Below are 20,267 nucleotides of genomic sequence, written 5' to 3' on the forward strand. Positions count from 1 at the left end.
ATGAGCATCAAACCCCTTAGAGTTTTTCTTTCCGTCGCCAAAACCGGCAGCTTTGTTGCTGCTGCACGCGAGCTAGATTTACCCCCCTCTTCTATTTCTCGATACATTTCAGCCTTAGAAGAAGAGCTTGGTCAGCGTCTATTTTATCGACACACGCGTGCGGTAAAACTAACGGAAGTGGGTGCTTACTATTTCGCTGAAGTGAGGGAAGCATTAACCAGCCTAGATCTGGCGACCGAACACGCTAAAGGCTCACTTCTTACGCCACAAGGTAACTTAAACATTAATGCGCCTGTTTCATTTGGACGGTTACACCTATCCCAATTAATCTGTCAGTTTCAACAGCGTTATCCAGACATTAACGTCGAGTTAATGCTTACCGATGCCTATATTGACCCAGTCGCAAATGGCTCGGACATTGTCATTCGCATTGGAGGGTTTGAAGACTCTAGCCTGAATTACCAGGCCATTGCCGATGAACAGTTCGTTCTGTGCACATCACCGAGTTATCTTGAAAACATAGAAGATAAAATCGACACACTAACTCAACCAAAGCAATTACTCGATTTAAACTGTTTGGTTTATAAAGGTAATAATGGACGCCGTAACTGGTTTTTCCGACAAGAAAACAAAACCAAATTTGAATGCATTGAGGTCACTGGTAACTTATGCAGTAACAATGCAGATATACTGGTACAGGCCGCTTTAGCTGGCCAAGGGATTATCTTATTTCCACGTTGGCTGGTCTTTCAGCATCTAGTCTCGGGGGAATTAGTTGCCTTGCTAGAAAACTGGGAAGGATCCGAAAAAGACACTCAACAAAGTATTTATGCTCTCTATCCAGGCAACAGAATGAAATCGTCAAAGGTGGTGTCTTTCTTAGACTTTATGGCGGACTTTTTTGGTCGCTCCCAGCCATACTGGGATAAACACTTTATTAGCAAATAAAAAAACAAAAAAAGCCAACCTATTGGGGTTGGCTTAAATGAGCCAAACATAACACGTCTTATAGGGACGTTGGATACAGCCTGCCATGAATCGCAGGGCCAGTCGGTACGCCCGTTGGAGAACCACCAGCGGGCTCCACACTGATCCCAAACGTCGCATGTCGAATCACCGCAGGATCATAATCGATCCGTTTTTGAATCGGCGCGGCCACATTCGCCAATAAGCCTAAAGAGCGTGGCGCTGGACCAATTTCATCAGCCTTAATCCACAACTGATAGGTTTTCCCTTCCGCCTGTCCTTGTGCGGTGACCGGGCGGACCGTCAGCTGTCGAGTTTCAATGTCCAATGACATAATAAAAGCGGGTTGTTGATCGTCCGCTTGAAACACCGCGACAAAAGGCGCATTGACTTGCGCCGGTTGCGTTATTGGCGGTTTCACCACCATAAAAAGCGCAAGGCAAGCGGCAATCGCCGAGGCACCAAAGGCGGTGAATCGCCAACGCTGCAGCTTAGCTCGCATGACTGCCATTTCGACAATGACAGCAGAAGTGGATGCGCTCATCACCTGACCATTCACCGCGTTATTGTTCGAGCGCTGATCAAGCTTCGCTAAAATATCGTCAAACAAGCCGTCTCTTGGCTTTGCTTCTTGCACGTAGTCGTTCAAACCTGCAAAGTGTGCTTGCCAGCGAACAATAGCCTCTTCAAGCTCAGGCTCCTTTGTACGCCTAGCTTCTACCGCATCACGTTCAACGCTATCCAAAGTACCAAGCACATACTCTGCCGCTAACGTGTGAATAGACATTTCTTCGTCGTTATTCATAAGTTCATACAACCTTGCAGCTGCTTAATGCTGCGATGAAGCCAAGTTTTAATCGTCCCTAGCGGCTGCTCGAAGTGGTCAGCAAGCTCTTGACGGGAGAATCCATCAAGATAGGCTGCCTTAATCATTTCTGCACGAGGCGATTCAAGCCTACCCAAACACGCTTCTAGTTTTAACAAATCTTGGCTCTTAGTAAAAAAGTCATCTGGTGCCATGGAATCGTCTGCAATTAAATCAAAATCCACATCCTCATCACTGTCTGGTAAAGTATTCCTTCGCACTTCATCAATAGTACGATTACGTGCAATGGTGGCCATCCAAGTAATGGGGGAGGCAAGGCTCGCGTCAAAACTCGCCGCTTTTTCCCATATTCTAAGATAAACCTCTTGCAACACCTCTTCAGACGCAGCTTGATTCTTCAAGATACGATAAACAATGCCAAAAAGTTTCCGATGAGTGGATGTATATAACTCAGAGAAAGCAAGACGATCTTCTTGAGCGACTCTAAGCAGCAAATTCGCCAAAGATTCTGTGGTGTGCTGTTCTGATAATAAAGATTGCTTCATAAGACTCGTATCAATTAAGTATCCACTGAATGACATGTCCGCAGACACCACGTTTAATTGTTCACCCCCAAGGTCACGACTGAGCTTAGGCATTTCTCTCTATTTACGGCTCACTCACCTTCTGACCTCTCATATAATAGGCGTTAGCGTCTTTCGCATCATACTCATGGTCTTCAATATAACCCACTATTTCGAAACTTCTATAATCGACACTATCAAGAACCAACACATTTTCTTCTTCAACGTAGTAGATCGCGTTTTTATCTCTATAGTAACCCCATCCCAACTCATCAAAAGAGTCAGGATCAGCACCGTTTATTAGGATAGGGGTATCGCTACCCAAATAATAAAGGTGACCTTTATCTCGCGCAAAACCATAAGTTGAAAACGCTTCAAAACTATCAATATCGACCTGTAATGTAATGGGTTGGCCATCGTAAAAAATGCGATTTTTATCTTTGGCTAACCGATCTGTTAAGGGGATAAAAGAGTGGAAATCAGCCAAATCAACCGAAGTATTGTCATAATAAAGGGTATATTTTTCACCCACTTTAGAATAAGTCCAATAAGAATAGCCTTCAAAGTCACCAAACGTTTGGGGATCCAAACCAGCTATGACCTCGCCATTTCGTATCACCTGAGTATCATTTAACCAATAAAAATCATACGCAACGATCTTTCCAATTAAATTTTCTAGACGAATGCCTGGAAGCGGTTTGCCGCGAAAATACAGGTACTGATTATCCGCAGCGTATTGATCCACACTGTAATCATTATGATAGTCTTCGCTCTTATAAGCATTAAAGCTTTCAGCATCCGCACCAACAATAGGATCAGCATTGTAGTAAACCGTATTTCCTACAACACCGTAACCGCTATTAGGGATACCTCTTATGACATTCGACATCATCCCAGTGTAACCAAAAAAAGACAGCACAAAAAAAACCACAATCGCACTGATTAATGCCAACACAAAGCTGTTAAAGCCAAAATACTTCCCGCCTAAAACACCCAGCAAAAGAAAAATCGTCACCGGATATGACATAAAAAAGAAAGCAGTAAATATAGCCCCTTTATTATCATCAGCACCTGGTGCGGCAAACATCATAGGTGACATCATCATCACAACAGGCCAATACAAAAGCGCTAACGTCACAATGATGTTGATAACAATATGCATAATATCCTTCCTGAAAAATAAACATGCTTTCACTGCACTGGCAGGGAGGGTATTTTTATATCAAAATACGCTTCAACAATCGAATAAAAACCTCTTACCTTAACTCAAAACCTTATGCTGTTTTAACCAATGGCCAACCTATAATGAGCACGGCTAGAGTAACCGCCCCAATAAATATATTCATCGGTATACCCACTCTTAAAAAGTCACTGAATCGATAGCCACCAGGACCATACACCATCAAATTAGTTTGATAACCAAGCGGAGTCGCAAAGCTCGCCGAAGCCGCCATCATAATAGCGAACACAAAAGGCTCATTATTTAACCCAGCCTTCTCGGTCACCTCTAACACGATAGGCAACATCAATACCGCGGCGGCATTATTCGTAATAGTTTCGGTTAACAAAGACACGGCAACATAGATCAAAACTAACATCAGCCAAGGGGTGCCGCCACTCAGATTAATCATATTATGAGCAAGAAATTCCGCCACACCCGTTTTCTGTAACGCCATCCCCAAAGCAAACGAGGCGGCAATAGTAATGATCACCGTTAAATCCAAGCTTTTTTCTGCCTGACTAATAGAACAGCAGCCTGTGATAATCATTAAACTGGCGCCTATTAACGAAGCATTCAGCATACTAATCAAATCAAAGCCTGCGGCAGCGACCACTCCGACCAGAATCGCCCAAGACAACCAAGCTCTATCGTGTCTCGGCGTTTCGGCCTCTAGGTCATTAATCAGCAAAAAATCTTTGTTATAGCGTTGACGGGTAACAAAAGCCGGTCTGGCCTCCAATAACAGCGTATCCCCCGCTTCTAAATGAATGTTCCCTAAGTTTCCCTTCACCCTCTCGCCATTACGTGCGACAGCCAACACAACCGCACCATATCGATCACGAAACTTGGCATTTCGAATGTTTTTTCCCAACGCGGTGCAATGAGGCGAGACAACCGCTTCCACTAAACAGCGCTCAGCGCGATCTTTATTCAGCGTGCTAACTTCCCCATTGTCCGCGGAAGCCACAATGCCATGGATTCGCAATAAATCCGAAATCGCTTGAGTATCGCCAGCAAACACCAAACGGTCTCCACCGTGCAATACTTCTTCTGAGGATACCGCTGTCACAATGGTATCTTGTCGCTCAATTTCAACTAAGTATACACGCTCCAAATTTCGTAGATTCGCACTTTGAACCGTCTTTCCTACTAAAGGTCCATTTGGGTCTACTGTCACTTCTAACGTAAACTCTCGCAGATTACCAAACGCTTGCTTATCGCTACGATCAGGTAGCCATTTGGGCAAAAATACCCAAATGAAAACCATACCAGCCAATGCAACTGGGATACCCACTGCGGTAATAGAAAATAAAGAAAAACCAGCGCCTCCAGTAAGCTCTTGGTACTGTCCATTCACTACAAGGTTGGTACTGGTTCCGATAAGCGTCAAAGTACCACCAAGAATCGCCGTATAACTTAAAGGAATCATCAGTTTGGAAGGAGGTATTTTTATTTTACGAGACCAAGCATGAATAGCAGGGATCATGGTCGCCACGACGGGGGTATTGTTCAAAAAACCACTCAACACAACCACTGGCGCAAAAATCCGACAAAGAGCAGAGCGTACGGATTTAGGGTGACCCAACGCCTTATTCACCATCAAATCCACACCACCGGAACCGTGTATTCCAGCAGCGACCACAAACATGGCTGCCACCGTAATCAGCCCCGCATTAGAAAACCCCGCCAAGGCTTCGGTGCCAGATAAAATCCCCATCGCACTGAGAATGGTCATTACCGCCATCATGACAAAATGGGGGGCCATTCTTGTGAGTGTTAACAAACTCAATGCCACAACAGTCAACGCTAGGCAAAACCAACCCTGCCATTCCATTTAAAACGCCTTCTACGTTATAAAAAGAAAGATTCTACCCATTCCCACAAATAACATAAAAGAATATTAAGATTATAAATTAGATCAATAAGGAATATAAAATTCACCAAAGACATCACAGCACACAGCAATGCAGGAACAACCTGAGAGCAATATGGCAATACATTCAATGTAAAGACGAGACCCTCCTCTTTTCCAAAAGGAGGGTTCTGGCGACACAGTGGTTACAAAGTCTTCAATGCGGCTGTTAGCGCTGACATTTCTGCATCAGTCCCTATAGTGATACGTAGGTAGTTGCCAATGCGCGGCTTTTTACCAAAATAACGAACCAAAATGCCTTGTTCTTTTAAGGTAAGGTAAATTTGCTCGGCATCTTTGTCTGGGTGAGTGGCAAAAATAAAATTAGTCGCGGAAGGAACAATACTGAAGCCAAGCGCTTCCAGCTCTTTAACAGACTGTTCACGGGTGGCGATGGTCTTGTCGCAAATTTCTTTTAAATAGGCTTCATCTTCTACTGCGGCCGTTGCACCCGCCAAAGCAATACGATCAATTGGGTAGGAGTTAAACGAGTTCTTCAAGCGCTCTAACCCTTCGATCAAATCGGCATGACCTAATGCGTAGCCAACACGAATCCCGGCTAAAGCTCGAGATTTAGACAAGGTTTGTACCACCAATAGATTTGGGTATTGGTTAATCAAAGACACCGCGCTTTGCGCACCGAAATCCACATAAGCTTCATCCACTAACACCACCACGTCAGGATTCGCTTTTAAGATTGTCTCAATATCAGACAAAGGCAAGGCTTTACCGGTTGGCGCGTTTGGATTGGTTACCACCACACCTGAGACATCTAGGTTTTCATAATCGGCAGGCACAATATCAAAATGCTCATTCAGCGGAATCAGTTTTGGTTCGATGCTGTATAAGCCCGCGTACACTTTATAAAAACTGTAGGTAATGTCAGCAAACGCCAAAGGCTTACCACCGGCAAAGTAGCCCATGAAGGCCAACGCCAATACCTCATCCGAACCATTGCCAACAAACACCTGGTTCGCATCCAACTGATAACTTTTTGCCAATGCGCTTTTTAGCGTTACAGCATTTGGATCTGGATAAAGACGTAAACGCTCACTTACTTCTGCCGCCATAGCTTCTAAGGCCTTTGGCGATGGAGAGTATGGGCTCTCATTCGTATTTAACTTAATGTACTTTTTGTCTTGCGGTTGTTCGCCTGGCACATAAGGGTCAAGAGAAGCGATTTTATCTGTCCAAAAACGACTCATGGAGTGCTCCAATATTTTTCAGCAAAAGTAGAAAGTGCAAAAGACTTCAAATCAAATAAGGCCTCAATTGAGGCCTTATTTTTTATGTAACGTTTTCTACACGGCCAAAGATTAATCTTGTGGGCGCATATGTGGGAACAACAATACGTCGCGGATCGAAGGCGCATTAGTGAATAACATCACCAAACGGTCGATACCGATACCTTCACCAGCGGTCGGTGGTAGGCCGTATTCTAGGGCATTGATGTAGTCAGCATCGTAATGCATGGCTTCATCATCACCCGCGTCTTTTTCTGCAACCTGACGCATGAAGCGCTCAGCTTGGTCTTCTGGATCGTTAAGCTCAGAGAAACCGTTAGCAATTTCACGACCACCCACGAAGAATTCAAAACGATCAGTGATGAAGTCATTATCGTCATTACGACGGGCAAGTGGCGATACTTCCGCTGGGTATTCAGTAATGAAGGTTGGTTGATCCAGTTTATGCTCGGCGGTTTCTTCGAAGATTTCCGTCCAAAGCTTACCTAAGCCCCAAATAGGCTTCACATCGATTTTCAGTTTCTTCGCAACGGCCGTTGCACTCTCCAAGGTTGCCAAATCTTCCGCTTTCAACTCTGGATTGTAGTGAAGGATAGAATCCAGCATGGTCATGCGAACAAACGGTGCACCGAAATCGTACTCAGAACCCTGATAAGTGACCGTAGTCTTACCCAAGACTTTTTCTGCCACAGTTCGCAACATGTCTTCGGTCAAATCCATCATGTCATTGTAATCAGCATAGGCTTGGTAGAATTCGATCATAGTGAATTCTGGGTTATGACGAGTCGAGGTTCCTTCGTTACGGAAGTTACGGTTAATCTCAAACACACGCTCAAAACCACCGACCACCAAACGCTTCAAATAAAGCTCTGGCGCAATACGCAGGTACATACTCATGTCCATGGCATTATGATGAGTCACGAATGGACGTGCTGATGCACCACCAGGAATGGTTTGTAACATGGGTGTTTCCACCTCCATGAAACGACGGTCTTCTAGGAAGCGACGAATCGTAGAGATAATTTTTGAACGCATCTGAAAGGTCTCACGAGACTCTTCGTTTACAATCAAATCAACATAACGCTGACGGTAACGCATTTCCATGTCAGACAAACCATGATGCTTGTCTGGTAATGGTCGTAGAGATTTGGTTAGCAATTGCGCTTCTTGCATATCAATATACAAGTCGCCTTTGCCAGATTTATGCACAGGACCAGAAATGCCAATAATGTCGCCCAAGTCCCACGTTTTTTGATCTGCCAATAGTTCAGGACTCAAGGCTTTACGATTGACGTAAGCTTGGATTTGACCTGTCATATCTTGCAACAACATGAACGCACCACGATTACGAATAATACGACCCGCAATGCTGACTTTATGGTCTTTCTCTTCTAACTCAGCTTTTTCTAGTTCGCCAAATTCCGCTTGAAGGTCTGCGGCATAGGCATTAGGACGAAAGGTATTTGGAAACGCATTTCGTTCTGCACGAATAGCGGCCAATTTACCACGACGCTCGGCTACTAGGCGATTGTCATCAGATTGCAGTGTGGATTCTGTGCTGTTTTCGTTAGCCATGATTTTGCTATCTACTCTTTTCAATATTTTAAATAAGGAACGGCGTTATAGGCCTTGTTTCAAACTTGCCACGATAAACTGGTCAAGACTACCATCCAAAACGGCACCAGTGTTGGACGTTTCCACGCCCGTACGCAAATCCTTAATACGCGATGCATCCAGTACGTATGAACGAATTTGACTGCCCCAACCGATATCAGATTTGCTATCTTCTAAGGCTTGAGCCGCTTCGTTGCGCTTCATCATTTCAAACTCGTATAATTTGGCACGAAGTTGTTTCATGGCAAAGTCTCGGTTAGCGTGTTGGGAACGCTGATTTTGACATTGCACCACAATGCCCGTCGGCACGTGAGTAATACGCACAGCAGAGTCTGTCGTGTTTACGTGCTGACCACCCGCTCCAGAAGAACGATACGTGTCAGTCCGAATGTCCGCCGGATTGATCTCGATGTCTACATTGTCGTCAACTTCAGGAGACACAAACACAGACGCAAACGAGGTATGACGACGGTTACCAGAATCAAAGGGAGATTTACGAACCAAACGGTGTACACCCGTTTCAGTACGTAACCAACCAAAAGCATACTCACCTTCAAAACGAATGGTGGCAGACTTTATTCCAGCGACATCTCCTGCCGACACTTCCATCAACTCAACGTTGAAGCCTTTGTCTTCCCCCCAGCGTAAATACATACGCAATAGGATATTGGCCCAATCTTGCGCTTCGGTGCCACCAGAACCTGACTGAATATCCAAGAAAGCACTGTTTTCGTCCATTTCTTTGGAAAACATGCGGCGGAACTCTAACTTAGCTAATAACGTTTCTAGCGCTTCTAGCTCAGACTGAACCGCTTCTACGGAATCTTCGTCATTTTCCTCTACAGCAATGTCTAACAACTCTTTAGAGTCGCTTAGACCAGACTCCATGCTGTCTAGCGTTTCAACAACAGCTTCGAGCGCTGCGCGCTCTTTACCAAGTTTTTGAGCGTACTCTGGATTATTCCAAATGCTTGGATCTTCCAGTTCACGGTTAACTTCCTCTAAGCGTTCTTTCTTTGACTCGTAGTCAAAGATACCCCCGAAGGGTTAAAGCACGAGCTGAAAGGTCTTTGATCTTAGAAACTATCGGGTTTATTTCCATATTGGCGTCAATTTGCTATAAACAGTGTGAATAAAGATGATTCGGAATTGTAACGAATTTACTCGCAGCATAAAATGCCATTCTCTACCCAATGATGGAAAAACAGACCATTTTTTGTGGGCCTTGCTATCAAATGGAGTCAATATGGATAAACCAACGGTTACTGTCGCCATACTGGGACAAAGTTATAAGATAAATTGCCCAAAAGGGCATGAACCGGATTTGAAAGAAGCCGCTGAATATTTAAACAATCAAATGCGCGAAATCAAAGCCAGCGGAAAAGTAGTGGGTCTTGAAAAAATAGCGGTACTCGCTGCATTGAATATTACTCACGACATGCTTTCGAACCGAAAATACGCCCGTTCTAACGAGCAACAGTTGCGAGAACTGACGTCGCAGCTTGATGCGGCATTAGCCCATGAAACAAAATTGGTTAATGAATAAACATCCGTGGTTTATTCCTTGATCTACTTTTTCGATTGCAAGCGTAGAACACGAATTTTCTTCATACAATACAGAAAACGAATTAGCCTATTGGGTGATTTCTCTGTTGAGTTACTCTATACTGGAGTTCGTTTCCTGGGTTGTTCGAAGCGGCTTAACGCCCTTGAGCCTATGAGTAATACCCCGGAAAGAGCCTGCTGGCTTGGTGTGCATGTCCGTGCGTCGGAAAGCCTAAAAAGTCACAGTTCTTTCCACCTTGAACCACTGGGTTCAAGGCCAATAGCCGAAACGGCAACTTGGGAAACTCTTTTATGACCTCTCATCTCGACCCCAGACAAACCCTTAGACGTCAATTACGTCAAACAAGAAGAAGCTTATCGGATGATGAGCAACTTAACGCTGCGATGGCGCTACTGAAGGGCTTTAAAGAACAACTTTCTTCACTCAATCTAACCAAGATAAATCGCGTTGCTTTATATCTAAGCAATGATGGCGAGATTTCTCCGCATATCTTATGTGAGTATTGCTGGCAACAAAACATTGAAACATACCTCCCTGTTGTCCAAGGGAAACAACTTGCCTTTGCACGATACAGCGCAGACAGCATCTGGCAAGAAAATATCTTTGGCATCAAAGAGCCAATGACAGCGGAATATTTAACAGGCAATGAATTAGATGTTGTACTCTTACCTTTAGTAGGGTTCGATTGCCAAGGCGGTCGTCTTGGCATGGGAGGCGGCTTTTACGACAGAACATTTGCCAATAAAAGTGTCAATACCCCTCCCAAACTAATCGGTTTAGCGCACGATTGCCAAGAAGTAAAAAGCCTGCCAATCGAGGGCTGGGATGTTCCTTTACAAGCCATACTTACACCAAATAAGGTGGTTATAGTATAGGGGCTAAATGATTACTGATAAGTTAAAACACAAAACTATAACCAACCGACACAAATGCGCCGCTATTACCTTCATCGTTTTCGGGCGCGTAGGCAACATCAACATCCAAGCGTCGATAAAACGTTAGGCCCGCTGTGTAATAATTTAACTCGCTACCGACTAGGTTTTTTCGATAACCAATACGCATGCCTGGTAAAACCCAATTATCACTAAAATACGATAAAGACACTGTCGCCCACTGATACTCATCGCCCAGCGGATCGGAAATAGCATTTACATCATAAGAGCCAGCAAGAGAAAAATGCTGATCCTTACTCTTAATCGCTGCATCGACCGTCATTTGCGCTTCCATCTTATACGTTTCCTTTAGCGAGAAAACGCCTTCGCCTGCGAACCTAAGAGCCGCCTCACAACTCGTCTTATCGGCTCCAACTAGACCTGTACAGTTACTCACCAAACCTTTGTAGTCGAACTCAGGCTCATTCACGTTTGCTATCGAAGCACCCAATTGAAAATTACGTGCTGCTAAAATAAGTCCCAAATCCAACGAAACACCTGACGAAACAGAGTCACGGCTTAAGAAAAAATCACTATAAGAAACACTGGAATCGTCATCCTCTGTCAGGACTGTCAGCTTTTGATCTAAAGCAAGTCGATGAAAGTTAAGTCGACCACCAACAATCAAAGCGCTGGTTTCGGATCGAGACACCATTTCACTGTAACCCACACTAAAATGATAATCCGACGCCCTCTTCATATAGACTGAAGTATCCGATTCAACATCAGCGCCGCTAACATCAACACCATCAAGATCCGCCGCACTGGTCACAGCCTCTAACTCATCCACGCCCGTAAGGGTTAAATTATCTGCCAATATATCGGCACGGCCAACCAGAGACGCACTCGCGTCTAACGTAAAAACACCACGACGTCTGGTTTTATAAATAATAGGCAAAAAAGGCGCTTGAACTGTCGTAGCAAATTTTACATAAGTGGTTTGACTAATATCAGAAATCACGGCATCAGCGGAATCAAGAGAGCTATTAATGTCCGCAAGCACTTCATCAATCTTAGCGACGACAAACGCATCCGGATCAGGAGCAGACTGGGCTTCTGTTTTAATCGCCTCGACATCTATACTGGAAGTAAAGTCTTCATCAAAAATGGCTTCAAGCTCATCGACTCTATCATTTATATCATCGATTCCTCCCCCTTCAACAGCAATCCCTACTGGCCCTAAAAAACTAACCCGAAAACCTTGTAGATTTGCCATTAAATAGGAAGCCGCTGGGTTACCAGCTGCTGTCGATAATGCATGACGATTGCCGTAATTTCCCAACACTATGCTCGAGCCAATAGGCTGATACACATTCATCGACGCCGCTGAATAGACGCTATATACACTTAAACCAATAACCATCAAATACTTTTTCATGCTTTGCTCACAATAATCAATACAACACAGCCCTGCATGCTAAAAAGCCTATCGCTGAGATAAAAAAAGCCGAGGACGTTTAAAGTCATCGGCTTTCTTTATTAAATCTTTACAATTTTAAAAGGCTGTATCGTAACCAATCGAGAAATAACCACCACGTGGCAACTCATCGCCATCCTCATCTGTCACTGTGTCGAGCGCAACAGCTAGGTCAATGTTAAGTCGTTTCAAAAATGTTAAGCCAAGAGAAGCGTAACTAAGTTCAGTACCGACCATATTCTGACGGTAGCCAACACGAATGCCCGGTAAGAAATGTGAATCGCCGTAGTAAGACAAAGAAGCCGCTGCCCATTGGTATTCATCACCCACAGCATCTTTTACTTCATTGGTGTCGTAGGACAGACCTAATGTCACTTGTTTGCCTTTGGTCGATACAGCCGCATCGATTGTGGTTTGCATTTCCATGACGTATTTATCCGTTGCCGAGATATTATATTTATTCGACGCAGCATTTGAAATAATTGATGCACCATCGAACTCTGGCTCATTAATATTGGCAACCGTCACACCGACGTGATAATTATTAGAGATCCATAATGCGCCTAAATCGATACCGACCCCAGTACTGCTTACCGCATCATCGGAAATGGCATCGGAAATAGCATCGCTAGCTTCAACACTCTCGTCATCAAGCTTCACTAGCGCACGCCCCATGGAGATATCATGCAAATTGGCTTTAACTCCACCTATCAACATGCCATGATCGTTTTGCCACATTGATTGACTGTAACCCAAGCCTATTTGTAAATCTGTAGCCGTTTGAGCGTAAAATGAAGAGTCAGTTTCCAAGCCATCATTGGTACCGTTTTCAACAACTTCACTTGCTAACAAACTTCCTTTCGCCACACCAGAAAGGCTGGCATCTAGCATAAAAGCCCCATTATTTTTAGTCTTATAAATCAACGGCATAAAAGGCACTTGCATGCTGGCAGATATCTTCAAATAAGCACTATCACCTATTTCATTTAGGATATCGTTCGCACGATCTCTGTTAGCCGTCGCATTCGTTGCATTGGCATTATCAATAAGATCTTCAATCTCCTCAACTTGATCATCCAGATCACTCACATCACCCATTTCAACACCCACGCTCAGAGGGCCTAAAATGCCAAAACGAAAACTGTCATTGTCATCCTGATTTACCATCAAAAAAGGCGCAGCAGGGTTTCCAAGCGCTGTCGACAACGCTCTGATGTTTGGCGCGCTGCTTAACGTAAAACTAGAACCAACAGGCTGATTAACCGGCATTGCCGCCATCACAGCAGAGCTCAACAAACTCGTAGAAAAAATAGCAATTTTTTTCATAATGGAATCCCTCACAAAACAAACATAAACAACGGTAAGATAACTTATCTCAATATAGCAAATTATAAGACTATTTCTTACACATTCCATACATTTTCAATGCATTTTTTTCATCGATAAAATCAAAAAAAACCATAAGAACAAAAAGGACGTTTAAAAAAGAGAAAAATTTCGAGATGAGAGTGTTTTTTGGAGAATATAAGATATAAAAACAAACAGAATAATGAATTTTATGCACATTAATTGCACATAAAAAATGGCAAACAGAAAGGGTGTTTGCCACTTTAGAAGCATTGTATTTACAGTTGCGTGTTAATTGACGTCCAGAGACAACTGGTGACGAAGTTTTTCCAAGTCCTCAGGCGTATCCACACCATGGGTAGGCAAACTATCCGCGAGCGCAACCTGAACCTTGATGCCTTGATGCAAAAAACGCAGCTGTTCAAGCTTTTCCCAGCGCTCTAATGGTGACATAGGCAGATCAGCGTATTTGGCTAACAAACTGGCTCGATAGACATACAAACCTATGTGACGAAGAGCGGGGAAATCAATAGGCAAAAACCCCGAACGATCAAGGTTACTAGCAAAGCCATCTCTATCCCAAGGCATAGGGGAGCGACTAAAATACAGCGCACGCTGCTTCTCATCACACACTACTTTCACAACGTTAGGATTAAAAAAATCTTCCAGCTGGTCAATCGCACACGCCACAGTGGCCATTTCCGCTTCTTTATCTTGGTTTAATGCAATTACGCTGGAATGAATCAAGTTAACGGGCAAAAAAGGCTCATCACCTTGTACGTTGACGACAATTTCATCACCTTGCCACCCCTTTTTTGCGGCCACTTCCGCCAATCGTTCCGTGCCATTTTCGTGATCATCACGCGTCATGACAACCGACGCGCCAAATGCCAAGGCCGCTTGCTCAATAATCTCGTGATCGGTGGCGACGGTAACCGATTGCGCACCCGCCTTTAGGGCCAATTCATAAACCCACTGTAATACGGGTTTGCCACCCAGGTCTGCCATCAGCTTTTGTGGAAAACGCTGAGAAGCGTAGCGAGCCGGAATCACTATGTGGAAATCCGGTAGCGTTGCAGTACCAGCTATTGCATGTAAAGAGTCAGTCATTATTTTTCAAACTCCGGTTTTTGCGCCAATTCATAGGCTTGTTCCAAAGACATTCGAGAGGCTAATACCATATCCGCTACCTCACGCGCCACACCTTCTCCAGCCGCTTTACTGAGTATAATTGGGCAATGACGCTGCACGACAATGTGCGCATCGGCTGGACATAACGCCACACCAACGTTTGGCATGACCTGAAGATCAATCACATCATCGCCAACGTAGGCGGCTTCTTCTGAGAGAATGCCCAACTGCTCTATCAACTCATTAAATGCAGCGGCTTTATTGTGACAACCCGGGTAAAAATGCGTCACTTTTAGCTCTTCCATCCGTCGTCTCAGTGGCAGCGAATCTTTTGCTGTGATCACAGCGACTTGTATCCCCCACTTTGGCAACAACTTCATCGCTACGCCATCTTTAACGTTGAAGCGCTTTATGCTTTCACCTTGCTCGGTATACAAAAGACGACCGTCCGTTAATACACCATCCACATCGAACACCACCAACTTCAAAGATTGTAATTTTGGTAGCAAATTTAAATCGTCATTCAGCACGGGATAAGAAGAAAGAAAAGCCATATCCATTGATTAAGCGCTCGTGTCTAATTCTTCGAATGTTTTCACCAACTCATCAAGCTGCTTCATTTGTTTCAAAAATGGAGCAAGCTTACCCAAAGGCAGAGCGCATGGACCATCGCATTTAGCATTATTTGGATCTGGGTGAGTCTCTAAGAACAAACTAGACAAGCCAAGAGACATACCGGCACGAGCCAATTCGGTCACTTGAGCGCGGCGACCATCCGCAGAATCTTCACGACCACCAGGACGCTGCAAAGAATGCGTTACGTCAAACATGACAGGGAAACCAAACTTTTTCATTTCCCCAAAGCCAAGCATGTCGACGACTAAGTTGTTATACCCCATCATGGTGCCACGCTCACACAACATAAGTTGATCATTTCCCGCTTCTTGGCATTTTGTCAGAATATGCTTCATTTCATGAGGCGCTAAAAACTGGGCTTTTTTGATATTAATCACGGCGCCTGTTTTCGCCATCGCGATGACCAAATCGGTTTGACGAGATAAAAAAGCGGGCAACTGGATCACATCCGCAACCTCTGCGACTGGCGCACACTGGTAAGCTTCATGCACATCGGTAATCACTGGCACACCAAACGTGTCTTTTATCTCTTGCAGAATTTTTAAACCTTCTTCCATGCCAGGGCCACGGAAAGAGTTTATGGACGAGCGGTTCGCTTTATCAAAAGACCCTTTAAATACATAAGGAATGCCCAAATCTTGGGTCACTTTCACGTGCTCTTCTGCGACGCGCATAGCAAGATCGCGAGATTCCAATACGTTAACGCCACTGAACAACACAAAAGGAAGATGGTTAGCCACTTCAATTTTGCTACCAATTTTAATGATTTTTGATGCCTGAGATGACTGTGTCATGAGAACTCCATTTTTAATCTAAGTTAACGCACACTTACGCGTCAGCGTGCGATATAAATAAGGCAGATACTGTATTCGATGCCACAAGCACTATAATCTTGCAAAGGCACCTTATGACTTATCGATCGTAAATCTCTAAAATTCCAGACAGATTTTTCGCATCGTCCACAACGACCAGCAAGGTGATTTTATCGCGCAGCATTTGCTCTTCGGCTTGCACTATCATCACATTTTCATTAATGGTTTTAGGATTGGGAGTCATTAAGCTTGCCATGGTTTTGTGTATCATGCCCTCGCTTTCTTTTAGCATAGCGCGGCGTAAGTCTCCATCGGTGAAAATGCCTAATAATTTTCCCTCATCTTGAATTAAGACGACGCCCATTCTGCCGTGGGTCATAACGGATATAGCATCTTTTAAAGTGGTATTTGGTGTGCAAATCGGCAAATTATCTTTGTGCATAAGATCTTTTACACGAGTCAGCAGTTTACGACCTAGACTGCCACCAGGATGAAATCGAGCAAAGTCTTGTGGCTGAAAATTACGACACTCCATCAATGCCACCGCCAAAGCATCCCCCATAGCCGTTGTCATCGTCGTCGACGTAGTTGGAGCAAGATTATTTGGGCAGGTTTCTTTATCGATAGAAAGGTCTAGAACACAATCACAATGCTTCGCTAAGGTGGAATCTGTGTTTCCCACCATGGCAATGCTCGGATTACCGAAGCTTTTTAACGAAGGCAATAAGCGCATCAGCTCTTCTGTTTCGCCCGAAAAACTGATTAATACTAAAACATCTTCCGGCTGAATCATGCCCAGATCACCGTGAAAAGCTTCTCCAGGATGAAGGAAAAAACTGGGCGTGCCGGTTGACGCTAATGTAGCGGCAATTTTCTTACCTATTAAGCCAGATTTTCCCATACCACAAATGATCGTGCGGCCTTTACTGGTTAAAATCATTCGAACGGCTTTAGCGAATTCTTCGGTTACTTGATCAACCAAGTTAGCCAAAGCTTGGGCTTGGGTAGACAGAGTACGTCGAGCACTCTCAATGAGCACATCGGAGTGAATACTCTTTATGGACGGGTCACTCATACAGCCTCTCAACTCAGCGTAATAATCGGAAAGTGACATCATTATACAGAGGAGAAAGCAAGTCGCCTATCAAAGAGCTATTTTTCCTCCCTGACAAGCGACCAGAAAGCGGAAATAATTACCCTAAGCAGCTAAGAAACTGACCGCTCAAACTGTCGAGGAAAGAAAAATACGCATTCGTTCCCATTTTTACCTGACTGCCTAACGGATCAAGAGGGGCGGTTTTAACGTCAGAACCTTCCAACAAGGTTTTCACGATAGCTGGGCTAAACTGCGGCTCACTGAAAACACATTGAACCTTGTTTTCTTCAATTTCATGACGGATTTCCGCTACTTTCTTCGCCCCTGGTTTGCGCTCTGGACTGACGGTAATTTCACCAACGTTTTGCAGTCCGTAATGCTGCTCGAAATAACTATAGCCATCATGGAATACGATATAAGGGACTTTGTTAACCTTATTCAATGCAGTACGAATTTCTGCGTCTTTGGCACTCAGACCTTTTTCAAACGACGCTAGATTATCTCTATAGTACTCGGCATTGGCAGCATCCAAAGAAACCAAACGATTTGTCACGGCTTTTGCCAGCACTAGAGCGTTATCTGGTGATAACCAAACATGTGGGTCGATACCTGAATGGTCATGTCCTTCGTGACCTTCATGATCATCATGATCATCATGATGCTCGTGATCGTCATGCTCTTCGTGATGCTCTTCGTGATGCTCATGATCGCCATGCTCTTCGTGGTGATGCTCTTCTGCAAAGTTGTGCAGCTGCATTCCTTCCAAGGCAAGCCATTCAATGGCGTTGCTTTCTTTACCTGCGTTTTCAAGCGGCTTTTCTAAAAACTTCTCTAAGGCTTCCCCTACCCACACCACGGTATCAGCATCGGTAATTTTCTTTAAGTCTGAAGGGCGCATCGCAAAGTCATGGGGTGACGCAGTACTTGAAACAATTTGTTGAATGTCCGCTTTATCACCCGCAATCGCAGCAACAACCATAGAAACAGGCTTAATACTGGTAGCAATAACAGGTTTGGCTAAAGCCAAAGGCGATAATACAGACACACCTAGCGCAAGAAATACTTTATTCATTTTTCAATACCATATAAACGTTATAACGTAACAATACGACATAAAAAAAAGAGATTCAAGGGGGCCCCCTAAATCTCTTTAGTATCTAAACGCAATAACACCTCTTTAGATTAACGACAACGCGTCTACCGAGACTGCTCGCACAACTAAACCCGCTCTCTGTCCGACCGGAATATTGGTATTCGGAAAGACAATCGCATCCCCTGTCTGCTTGATTCGATATAGACTTTTTTGCGAATGCGCTAAACGATAATCCTCGACAAATTGAGTAAAGTTTTTCGCATCCTGATCAATGTTTAATTCATAACTGTCATCGTCTTTAACAAGCGCATCTAATACCATAAAGACATGCAATGAAGATAAGGGTGACTGAGCCAAATCCCCCTCTTCCAGTAATTGAACTAGGTTTTTCTCTAAAGCGGCAAAACGAGACAAATCATTCTGCCCAAATGGATACACTTTACCCAGCTCCACCGTAAAAGCATGCGCAGCATGCACAAAGTGACTATAGTAAGAAAACGTCGTTGTCGGTTGATGGGATAAAAGCACCGCTTCTATCTCACTGGCCGCAAAAAAAGCCAATTGCTGTTGACTGTAGTGCGCATTTTCGACAAATGGATAAACCACAAACTTTTCATGCATCGAACCACGAATCGCAGTATGCAAATCATAATGTAACCTTACCTGATCACTGTCGGTCGATGCCAACGCATAAAAATCACTCACGGCTTTTTCGAGTCGCTGGGCTCTTTTCGCTTCAAAACCCTCATAATTCCGCCAAGCACCGTTGAATAAACGATTCAAATTGACGTCACAAAAACGTTTCGTCGCATTCGCAGCGACAGGATTGCCTATGACCACTAACAGACGAATTGCGAGTGTTAACTTGCCAGTTAAAATGGCTTTTACCAGCTTATTGATTAACTCTATCGGCCCTGTTTCATTACCATGAATACCAACCGATAAAACCAAACTCACCTTACTGGCCTGATTTGGCTCAAGTCTTAAAATTCCAGTCTCTTCCACCACACCAATGCCACTGGGAAAAGTAAACTGAAAAGGTGATATACCATTGGGGTTCGACAGTGTTAACGCCAAAAAGTCATGATTTAAAATGGTCATTTTCGCCATCCAATAAAGCTGTAAATAAAATCATCATACCGCTTTTCTAATGATGGACGCTCATCTTTTACGGAGACGAGTGGAAAACAAAAAAATAGGTCGCTTTTAAGATAAATGACTGTCGTAACTGGCTTACTTAGTGATCCATTCGACCATTAATAAACAAGAAGTCTTTTCTTTCAGAAGAAATGCCGATACCCTTTCGTTTTAGACCAGTTTCACAATTAAATTGAGTATTTTATGCCCGAAAATGACGAAGTCATTATCTTAGTCGACCAAAACAACACCATTATTGGCGATGTACCACGACACCTAATGAACTTTGGCAGAGATTACCATCGTGTTACCTACATACTGGTGTTCAACACCAAAGGCAATCTACTAGTTCAAAAACGCACCGATGACAAAGCTTTCTGTCCGGGTTATTACGGCATTACAACAGGCGGCGTGGTTGAAAAGGACGAATCTTACATAGAATCGGCTCATAGAGAACTACAAGAAGAATTAGGCTTTGATGCGCCACTCAAAAGCCAAGGCATCTTCTTTACAGAAGGGCAAGGCTTTAAGATTTGGGGCAAAATTTACACCTGTCACTATGATAAAGCGATACACGGCGAACTGACTTTACAACCTAAGGAAGTTGCTTCTGTACATGAGATGACTATTGACGACATTTTGAACAATAGAAATAATCTTTTATTCACACCAGACTCATTGGAAGCACTTCGCCATTATGCTCATAAGCTTACTCAGCCTAAAGACAACGATCCGCTATAGCATTAGCCTGT

Annotated in this window: 19 protein-coding genes and 1 other RNA gene; 5 read left to right on the forward strand and 15 right to left on the reverse strand. The window is 43.9% G+C overall.

Translation table 11 applies throughout. The features are described 5' to 3' along the window. On the forward strand, positions 1–948 hold the full coding sequence (locus DKT73_RS15310) for a LysR family transcriptional regulator (RefSeq protein WP_111639425.1): 948 nt from the start codon (positions 1–3) through the stop codon (positions 946–948). Between the two features lie 58 nt (positions 949–1,006). On the opposite strand, the gene DKT73_RS15315 is transcribed toward DKT73_RS15310, so the two are convergent. From DKT73_RS15315 to prfB, 7 genes are all read right to left on the reverse strand, one after another. Next, a complete protein-coding gene (locus DKT73_RS15315; protein ID WP_111639426.1) occupies positions 1,007–1,771 on the reverse strand; it encodes an anti-sigma factor in 765 nt (254 codons plus the stop codon). Then, positions 1,768–2,430, reverse strand: a complete 663-nt coding sequence (locus DKT73_RS15320; protein WP_232827897.1) for a sigma-70 family RNA polymerase sigma factor — start codon at positions 2,428–2,430, stop codon at positions 1,768–1,770. The genes DKT73_RS15315 and DKT73_RS15320 overlap by 4 nt, the downstream gene beginning before the upstream one ends. A 10-nt stretch (positions 2,431–2,440) precedes the next feature. Next, complete coding sequence (locus tag DKT73_RS15325) at positions 2,441–3,445, reverse strand: DKNYY domain-containing protein (RefSeq protein ID WP_157959194.1); 1,005 nt, start codon at positions 3,443–3,445, stop codon at positions 2,441–2,443. A gap of 184 nt (positions 3,446–3,629) precedes the next feature. Further along, positions 3,630–5,411 carry an SLC13 family permease gene (locus tag DKT73_RS15330; RefSeq protein ID WP_111639428.1) on the reverse strand — a complete coding sequence of 594 codons (1,782 nt, stop codon included), beginning with the start codon at positions 5,409–5,411 and terminating at the stop codon, positions 3,630–3,632. Positions 5,412–5,635: 224 nt separating this feature from the next. Beyond that, on the reverse strand, positions 5,636–6,694 hold the full coding sequence (gene hisC / locus DKT73_RS15335; RefSeq protein WP_111639429.1) for a histidinol-phosphate transaminase: 1,059 nt from the start codon (positions 6,692–6,694) through the stop codon (positions 5,636–5,638). Between the two features lie 111 nt (positions 6,695–6,805). Continuing rightward, positions 6,806–8,308, reverse strand: a complete 1,503-nt coding sequence (gene lysS, locus DKT73_RS15340) for a lysine--tRNA ligase (protein ID WP_111639430.1) — start codon at positions 8,306–8,308, stop codon at positions 6,806–6,808. Between the two features lie 45 nt (positions 8,309–8,353). Then, a protein-coding gene (gene prfB, locus DKT73_RS15345) for a peptide chain release factor 2 (protein WP_111639431.1) occupies positions 8,354–9,449 on the reverse strand; the annotation gives its coding sequence in 2 pieces (ribosomal slippage) (positions 8,354–9,376 and positions 9,378–9,449; 1,095 coding nt in all). Positions 9,450–9,593: 144 nt separating this feature from the next. Between prfB and DKT73_RS15350 the strand changes: the two genes are divergently transcribed. The 3 genes from DKT73_RS15350 (at position 9,594) to DKT73_RS15360 (ending at position 10,789) form a co-directional block, all read left to right on the forward strand. Continuing rightward, positions 9,594–9,893: a cell division protein ZapA gene (locus DKT73_RS15350; RefSeq protein ID WP_111639432.1), complete on the forward strand. Its 300-nt coding sequence runs from the start codon at positions 9,594–9,596 to the stop codon at positions 9,891–9,893. A gap of 129 nt (positions 9,894–10,022) precedes the next feature. Next, a non-coding RNA gene (gene ssrS, locus DKT73_RS15355) (6S RNA) lies at positions 10,023–10,200 on the forward strand. Positions 10,201–10,204: 4 nt separating this feature from the next. Further along, on the forward strand, positions 10,205–10,789 hold the full coding sequence (locus DKT73_RS15360) for a 5-formyltetrahydrofolate cyclo-ligase (RefSeq protein WP_111639433.1): 585 nt from the start codon (positions 10,205–10,207) through the stop codon (positions 10,787–10,789). A 22-nt stretch (positions 10,790–10,811) separates the two neighbouring features. Here DKT73_RS15360 and traF (DKT73_RS15365) read toward each other — a convergent pair whose 3' ends face one another. The 8 genes from traF (DKT73_RS15365) to astE all read right to left on the reverse strand — a co-directional run bounded on the left by traF (DKT73_RS15365) (position 10,812) and on the right by astE (position 19,479). Next, positions 10,812–12,224 carry a conjugal transfer protein TraF gene (traF, locus tag DKT73_RS15365; RefSeq protein WP_111639434.1) on the reverse strand — a complete coding sequence of 471 codons (1,413 nt, stop codon included), beginning with the start codon at positions 12,222–12,224 and terminating at the stop codon, positions 10,812–10,814. A gap of 117 nt (positions 12,225–12,341) precedes the next feature. Next, positions 12,342–13,589, reverse strand: a complete 1,248-nt coding sequence (gene traF, locus DKT73_RS15370; RefSeq protein WP_157959195.1) for a conjugal transfer protein TraF — start codon at positions 13,587–13,589, stop codon at positions 12,342–12,344. Positions 13,590–13,901: 312 nt separating this feature from the next. Next, a complete protein-coding gene (gene kdsB / locus DKT73_RS15375; protein ID WP_111639436.1) occupies positions 13,902–14,720 on the reverse strand; it encodes a 3-deoxy-manno-octulosonate cytidylyltransferase in 819 nt (272 codons plus the stop codon). After that, positions 14,720–15,301, reverse strand: coding sequence for a KdsC family phosphatase (locus DKT73_RS15380; RefSeq protein ID WP_111639437.1), 582 nt, complete (start codon positions 15,299–15,301; stop codon positions 14,720–14,722). Before DKT73_RS15380 ends, kdsB begins: the two co-directional genes overlap by 1 nt. Before the next feature lie 3 nt (positions 15,302–15,304). Next, entirely contained in the window at positions 15,305–16,171 is an 867-nt protein-coding gene (gene kdsA / locus DKT73_RS15385; protein WP_111639438.1) for a 3-deoxy-8-phosphooctulonate synthase, read from the reverse strand. A 118-nt stretch (positions 16,172–16,289) separates the two neighbouring features. Beyond that, on the reverse strand, positions 16,290–17,264 hold the full coding sequence (locus tag DKT73_RS15390) for a KpsF/GutQ family sugar-phosphate isomerase (protein ID WP_198666640.1): 975 nt from the start codon (positions 17,262–17,264) through the stop codon (positions 16,290–16,292). A gap of 118 nt (positions 17,265–17,382) precedes the next feature. Further along, a complete protein-coding gene (gene znuA / locus DKT73_RS15395; RefSeq protein ID WP_111639440.1) occupies positions 17,383–18,357 on the reverse strand; it encodes a zinc ABC transporter substrate-binding protein ZnuA in 975 nt (324 codons plus the stop codon). Between the two features lie 105 nt (positions 18,358–18,462). Then, the gene (gene astE / locus DKT73_RS15400; RefSeq protein WP_111639441.1) at positions 18,463–19,479 is read right to left on the reverse strand and encodes a succinylglutamate desuccinylase; all 1,017 of its coding nucleotides are present in this window, start codon (positions 19,477–19,479) and stop codon (positions 18,463–18,465) included. Positions 19,480–19,719: 240 nt separating this feature from the next. Between astE and DKT73_RS15405 the strand changes: the two genes are divergently transcribed. Next, on the forward strand, positions 19,720–20,256 hold the full coding sequence (locus DKT73_RS15405; RefSeq protein WP_111639442.1) for an NUDIX hydrolase: 537 nt from the start codon (positions 19,720–19,722) through the stop codon (positions 20,254–20,256). Positions 20,257–20,267: the final 11 nt, after the last annotated feature.

The organism is Marinomonas shanghaiensis (genome assembly GCF_003259175.1).
In the GTDB taxonomy this organism is placed as follows: Bacteria; Pseudomonadota; Gammaproteobacteria; order Pseudomonadales; family Marinomonadaceae; genus Marinomonas; species Marinomonas shanghaiensis.

Excerpts from the sequence above, each read along its gene's own strand:
- astE (WP_111639441.1), bottom strand. The coding sequence starts at position 19,479 with ATGACCATTTTAAATCATGACTTTTTGGCGTTAACACTGTCGAACCCC.
- DKT73_RS15350 (WP_111639432.1), top strand. The coding sequence starts at position 9,594 with ATGGATAAACCAACGGTTACTGTCGCCATACTGGGACAAAGTTATAAG.
- kdsB (WP_111639436.1), bottom strand. The coding sequence starts at position 14,720 with ATGACTGACTCTTTACATGCAATAGCTGGTACTGCAACGCTACCGGAT.
- kdsA (WP_111639438.1), bottom strand. The coding sequence starts at position 16,171 with ATGACACAGTCATCTCAGGCATCAAAAATCATTAAAATTGGTAGCAAA.
- znuA (WP_111639440.1), bottom strand. The coding sequence starts at position 18,357 with ATGAATAAAGTATTTCTTGCGCTAGGTGTGTCTGTATTATCGCCTTTG.
- DKT73_RS15310 (WP_111639425.1), top strand. The coding sequence starts at position 1 with ATGAGCATCAAACCCCTTAGAGTTTTTCTTTCCGTCGCCAAAACCGGC.
- DKT73_RS15325 (WP_157959194.1), bottom strand. The coding sequence starts at position 3,445 with ATGATGTTTGCCGCACCAGGTGCTGATGATAATAAAGGGGCTATATTT.
- DKT73_RS15320 (WP_232827897.1), bottom strand. The coding sequence starts at position 2,430 with ATGCCTAAGCTCAGTCGTGACCTTGGGGGTGAACAATTAAACGTGGTG.
- DKT73_RS15405 (WP_111639442.1), top strand. The coding sequence starts at position 19,720 with ATGCCCGAAAATGACGAAGTCATTATCTTAGTCGACCAAAACAACACC.
- traF (WP_111639434.1), bottom strand. The coding sequence starts at position 12,224 with ATGAAAAAGTATTTGATGGTTATTGGTTTAAGTGTATATAGCGTCTAT.
- hisC (WP_111639429.1), bottom strand. The coding sequence starts at position 6,694 with ATGAGTCGTTTTTGGACAGATAAAATCGCTTCTCTTGACCCTTATGTG.
- DKT73_RS15380 (WP_111639437.1), bottom strand. The coding sequence starts at position 15,301 with ATGGATATGGCTTTTCTTTCTTCTTATCCCGTGCTGAATGACGATTTA.
- lysS (WP_111639430.1), bottom strand. The coding sequence starts at position 8,308 with ATGGCTAACGAAAACAGCACAGAATCCACACTGCAATCTGATGACAAT.
- DKT73_RS15390 (WP_198666640.1), bottom strand. The coding sequence starts at position 17,264 with ATGAGTGACCCGTCCATAAAGAGTATTCACTCCGATGTGCTCATTGAG.
- traF (WP_157959195.1), bottom strand. The coding sequence starts at position 13,589 with ATGAAAAAAATTGCTATTTTTTCTACGAGTTTGTTGAGCTCTGCTGTG.
- DKT73_RS15330 (WP_111639428.1), bottom strand. The coding sequence starts at position 5,411 with ATGGAATGGCAGGGTTGGTTTTGCCTAGCGTTGACTGTTGTGGCATTG.
- DKT73_RS15315 (WP_111639426.1), bottom strand. The coding sequence starts at position 1,771 with ATGAATAACGACGAAGAAATGTCTATTCACACGTTAGCGGCAGAGTAT.
- DKT73_RS15360 (WP_111639433.1), top strand. The coding sequence starts at position 10,205 with ATGACCTCTCATCTCGACCCCAGACAAACCCTTAGACGTCAATTACGT.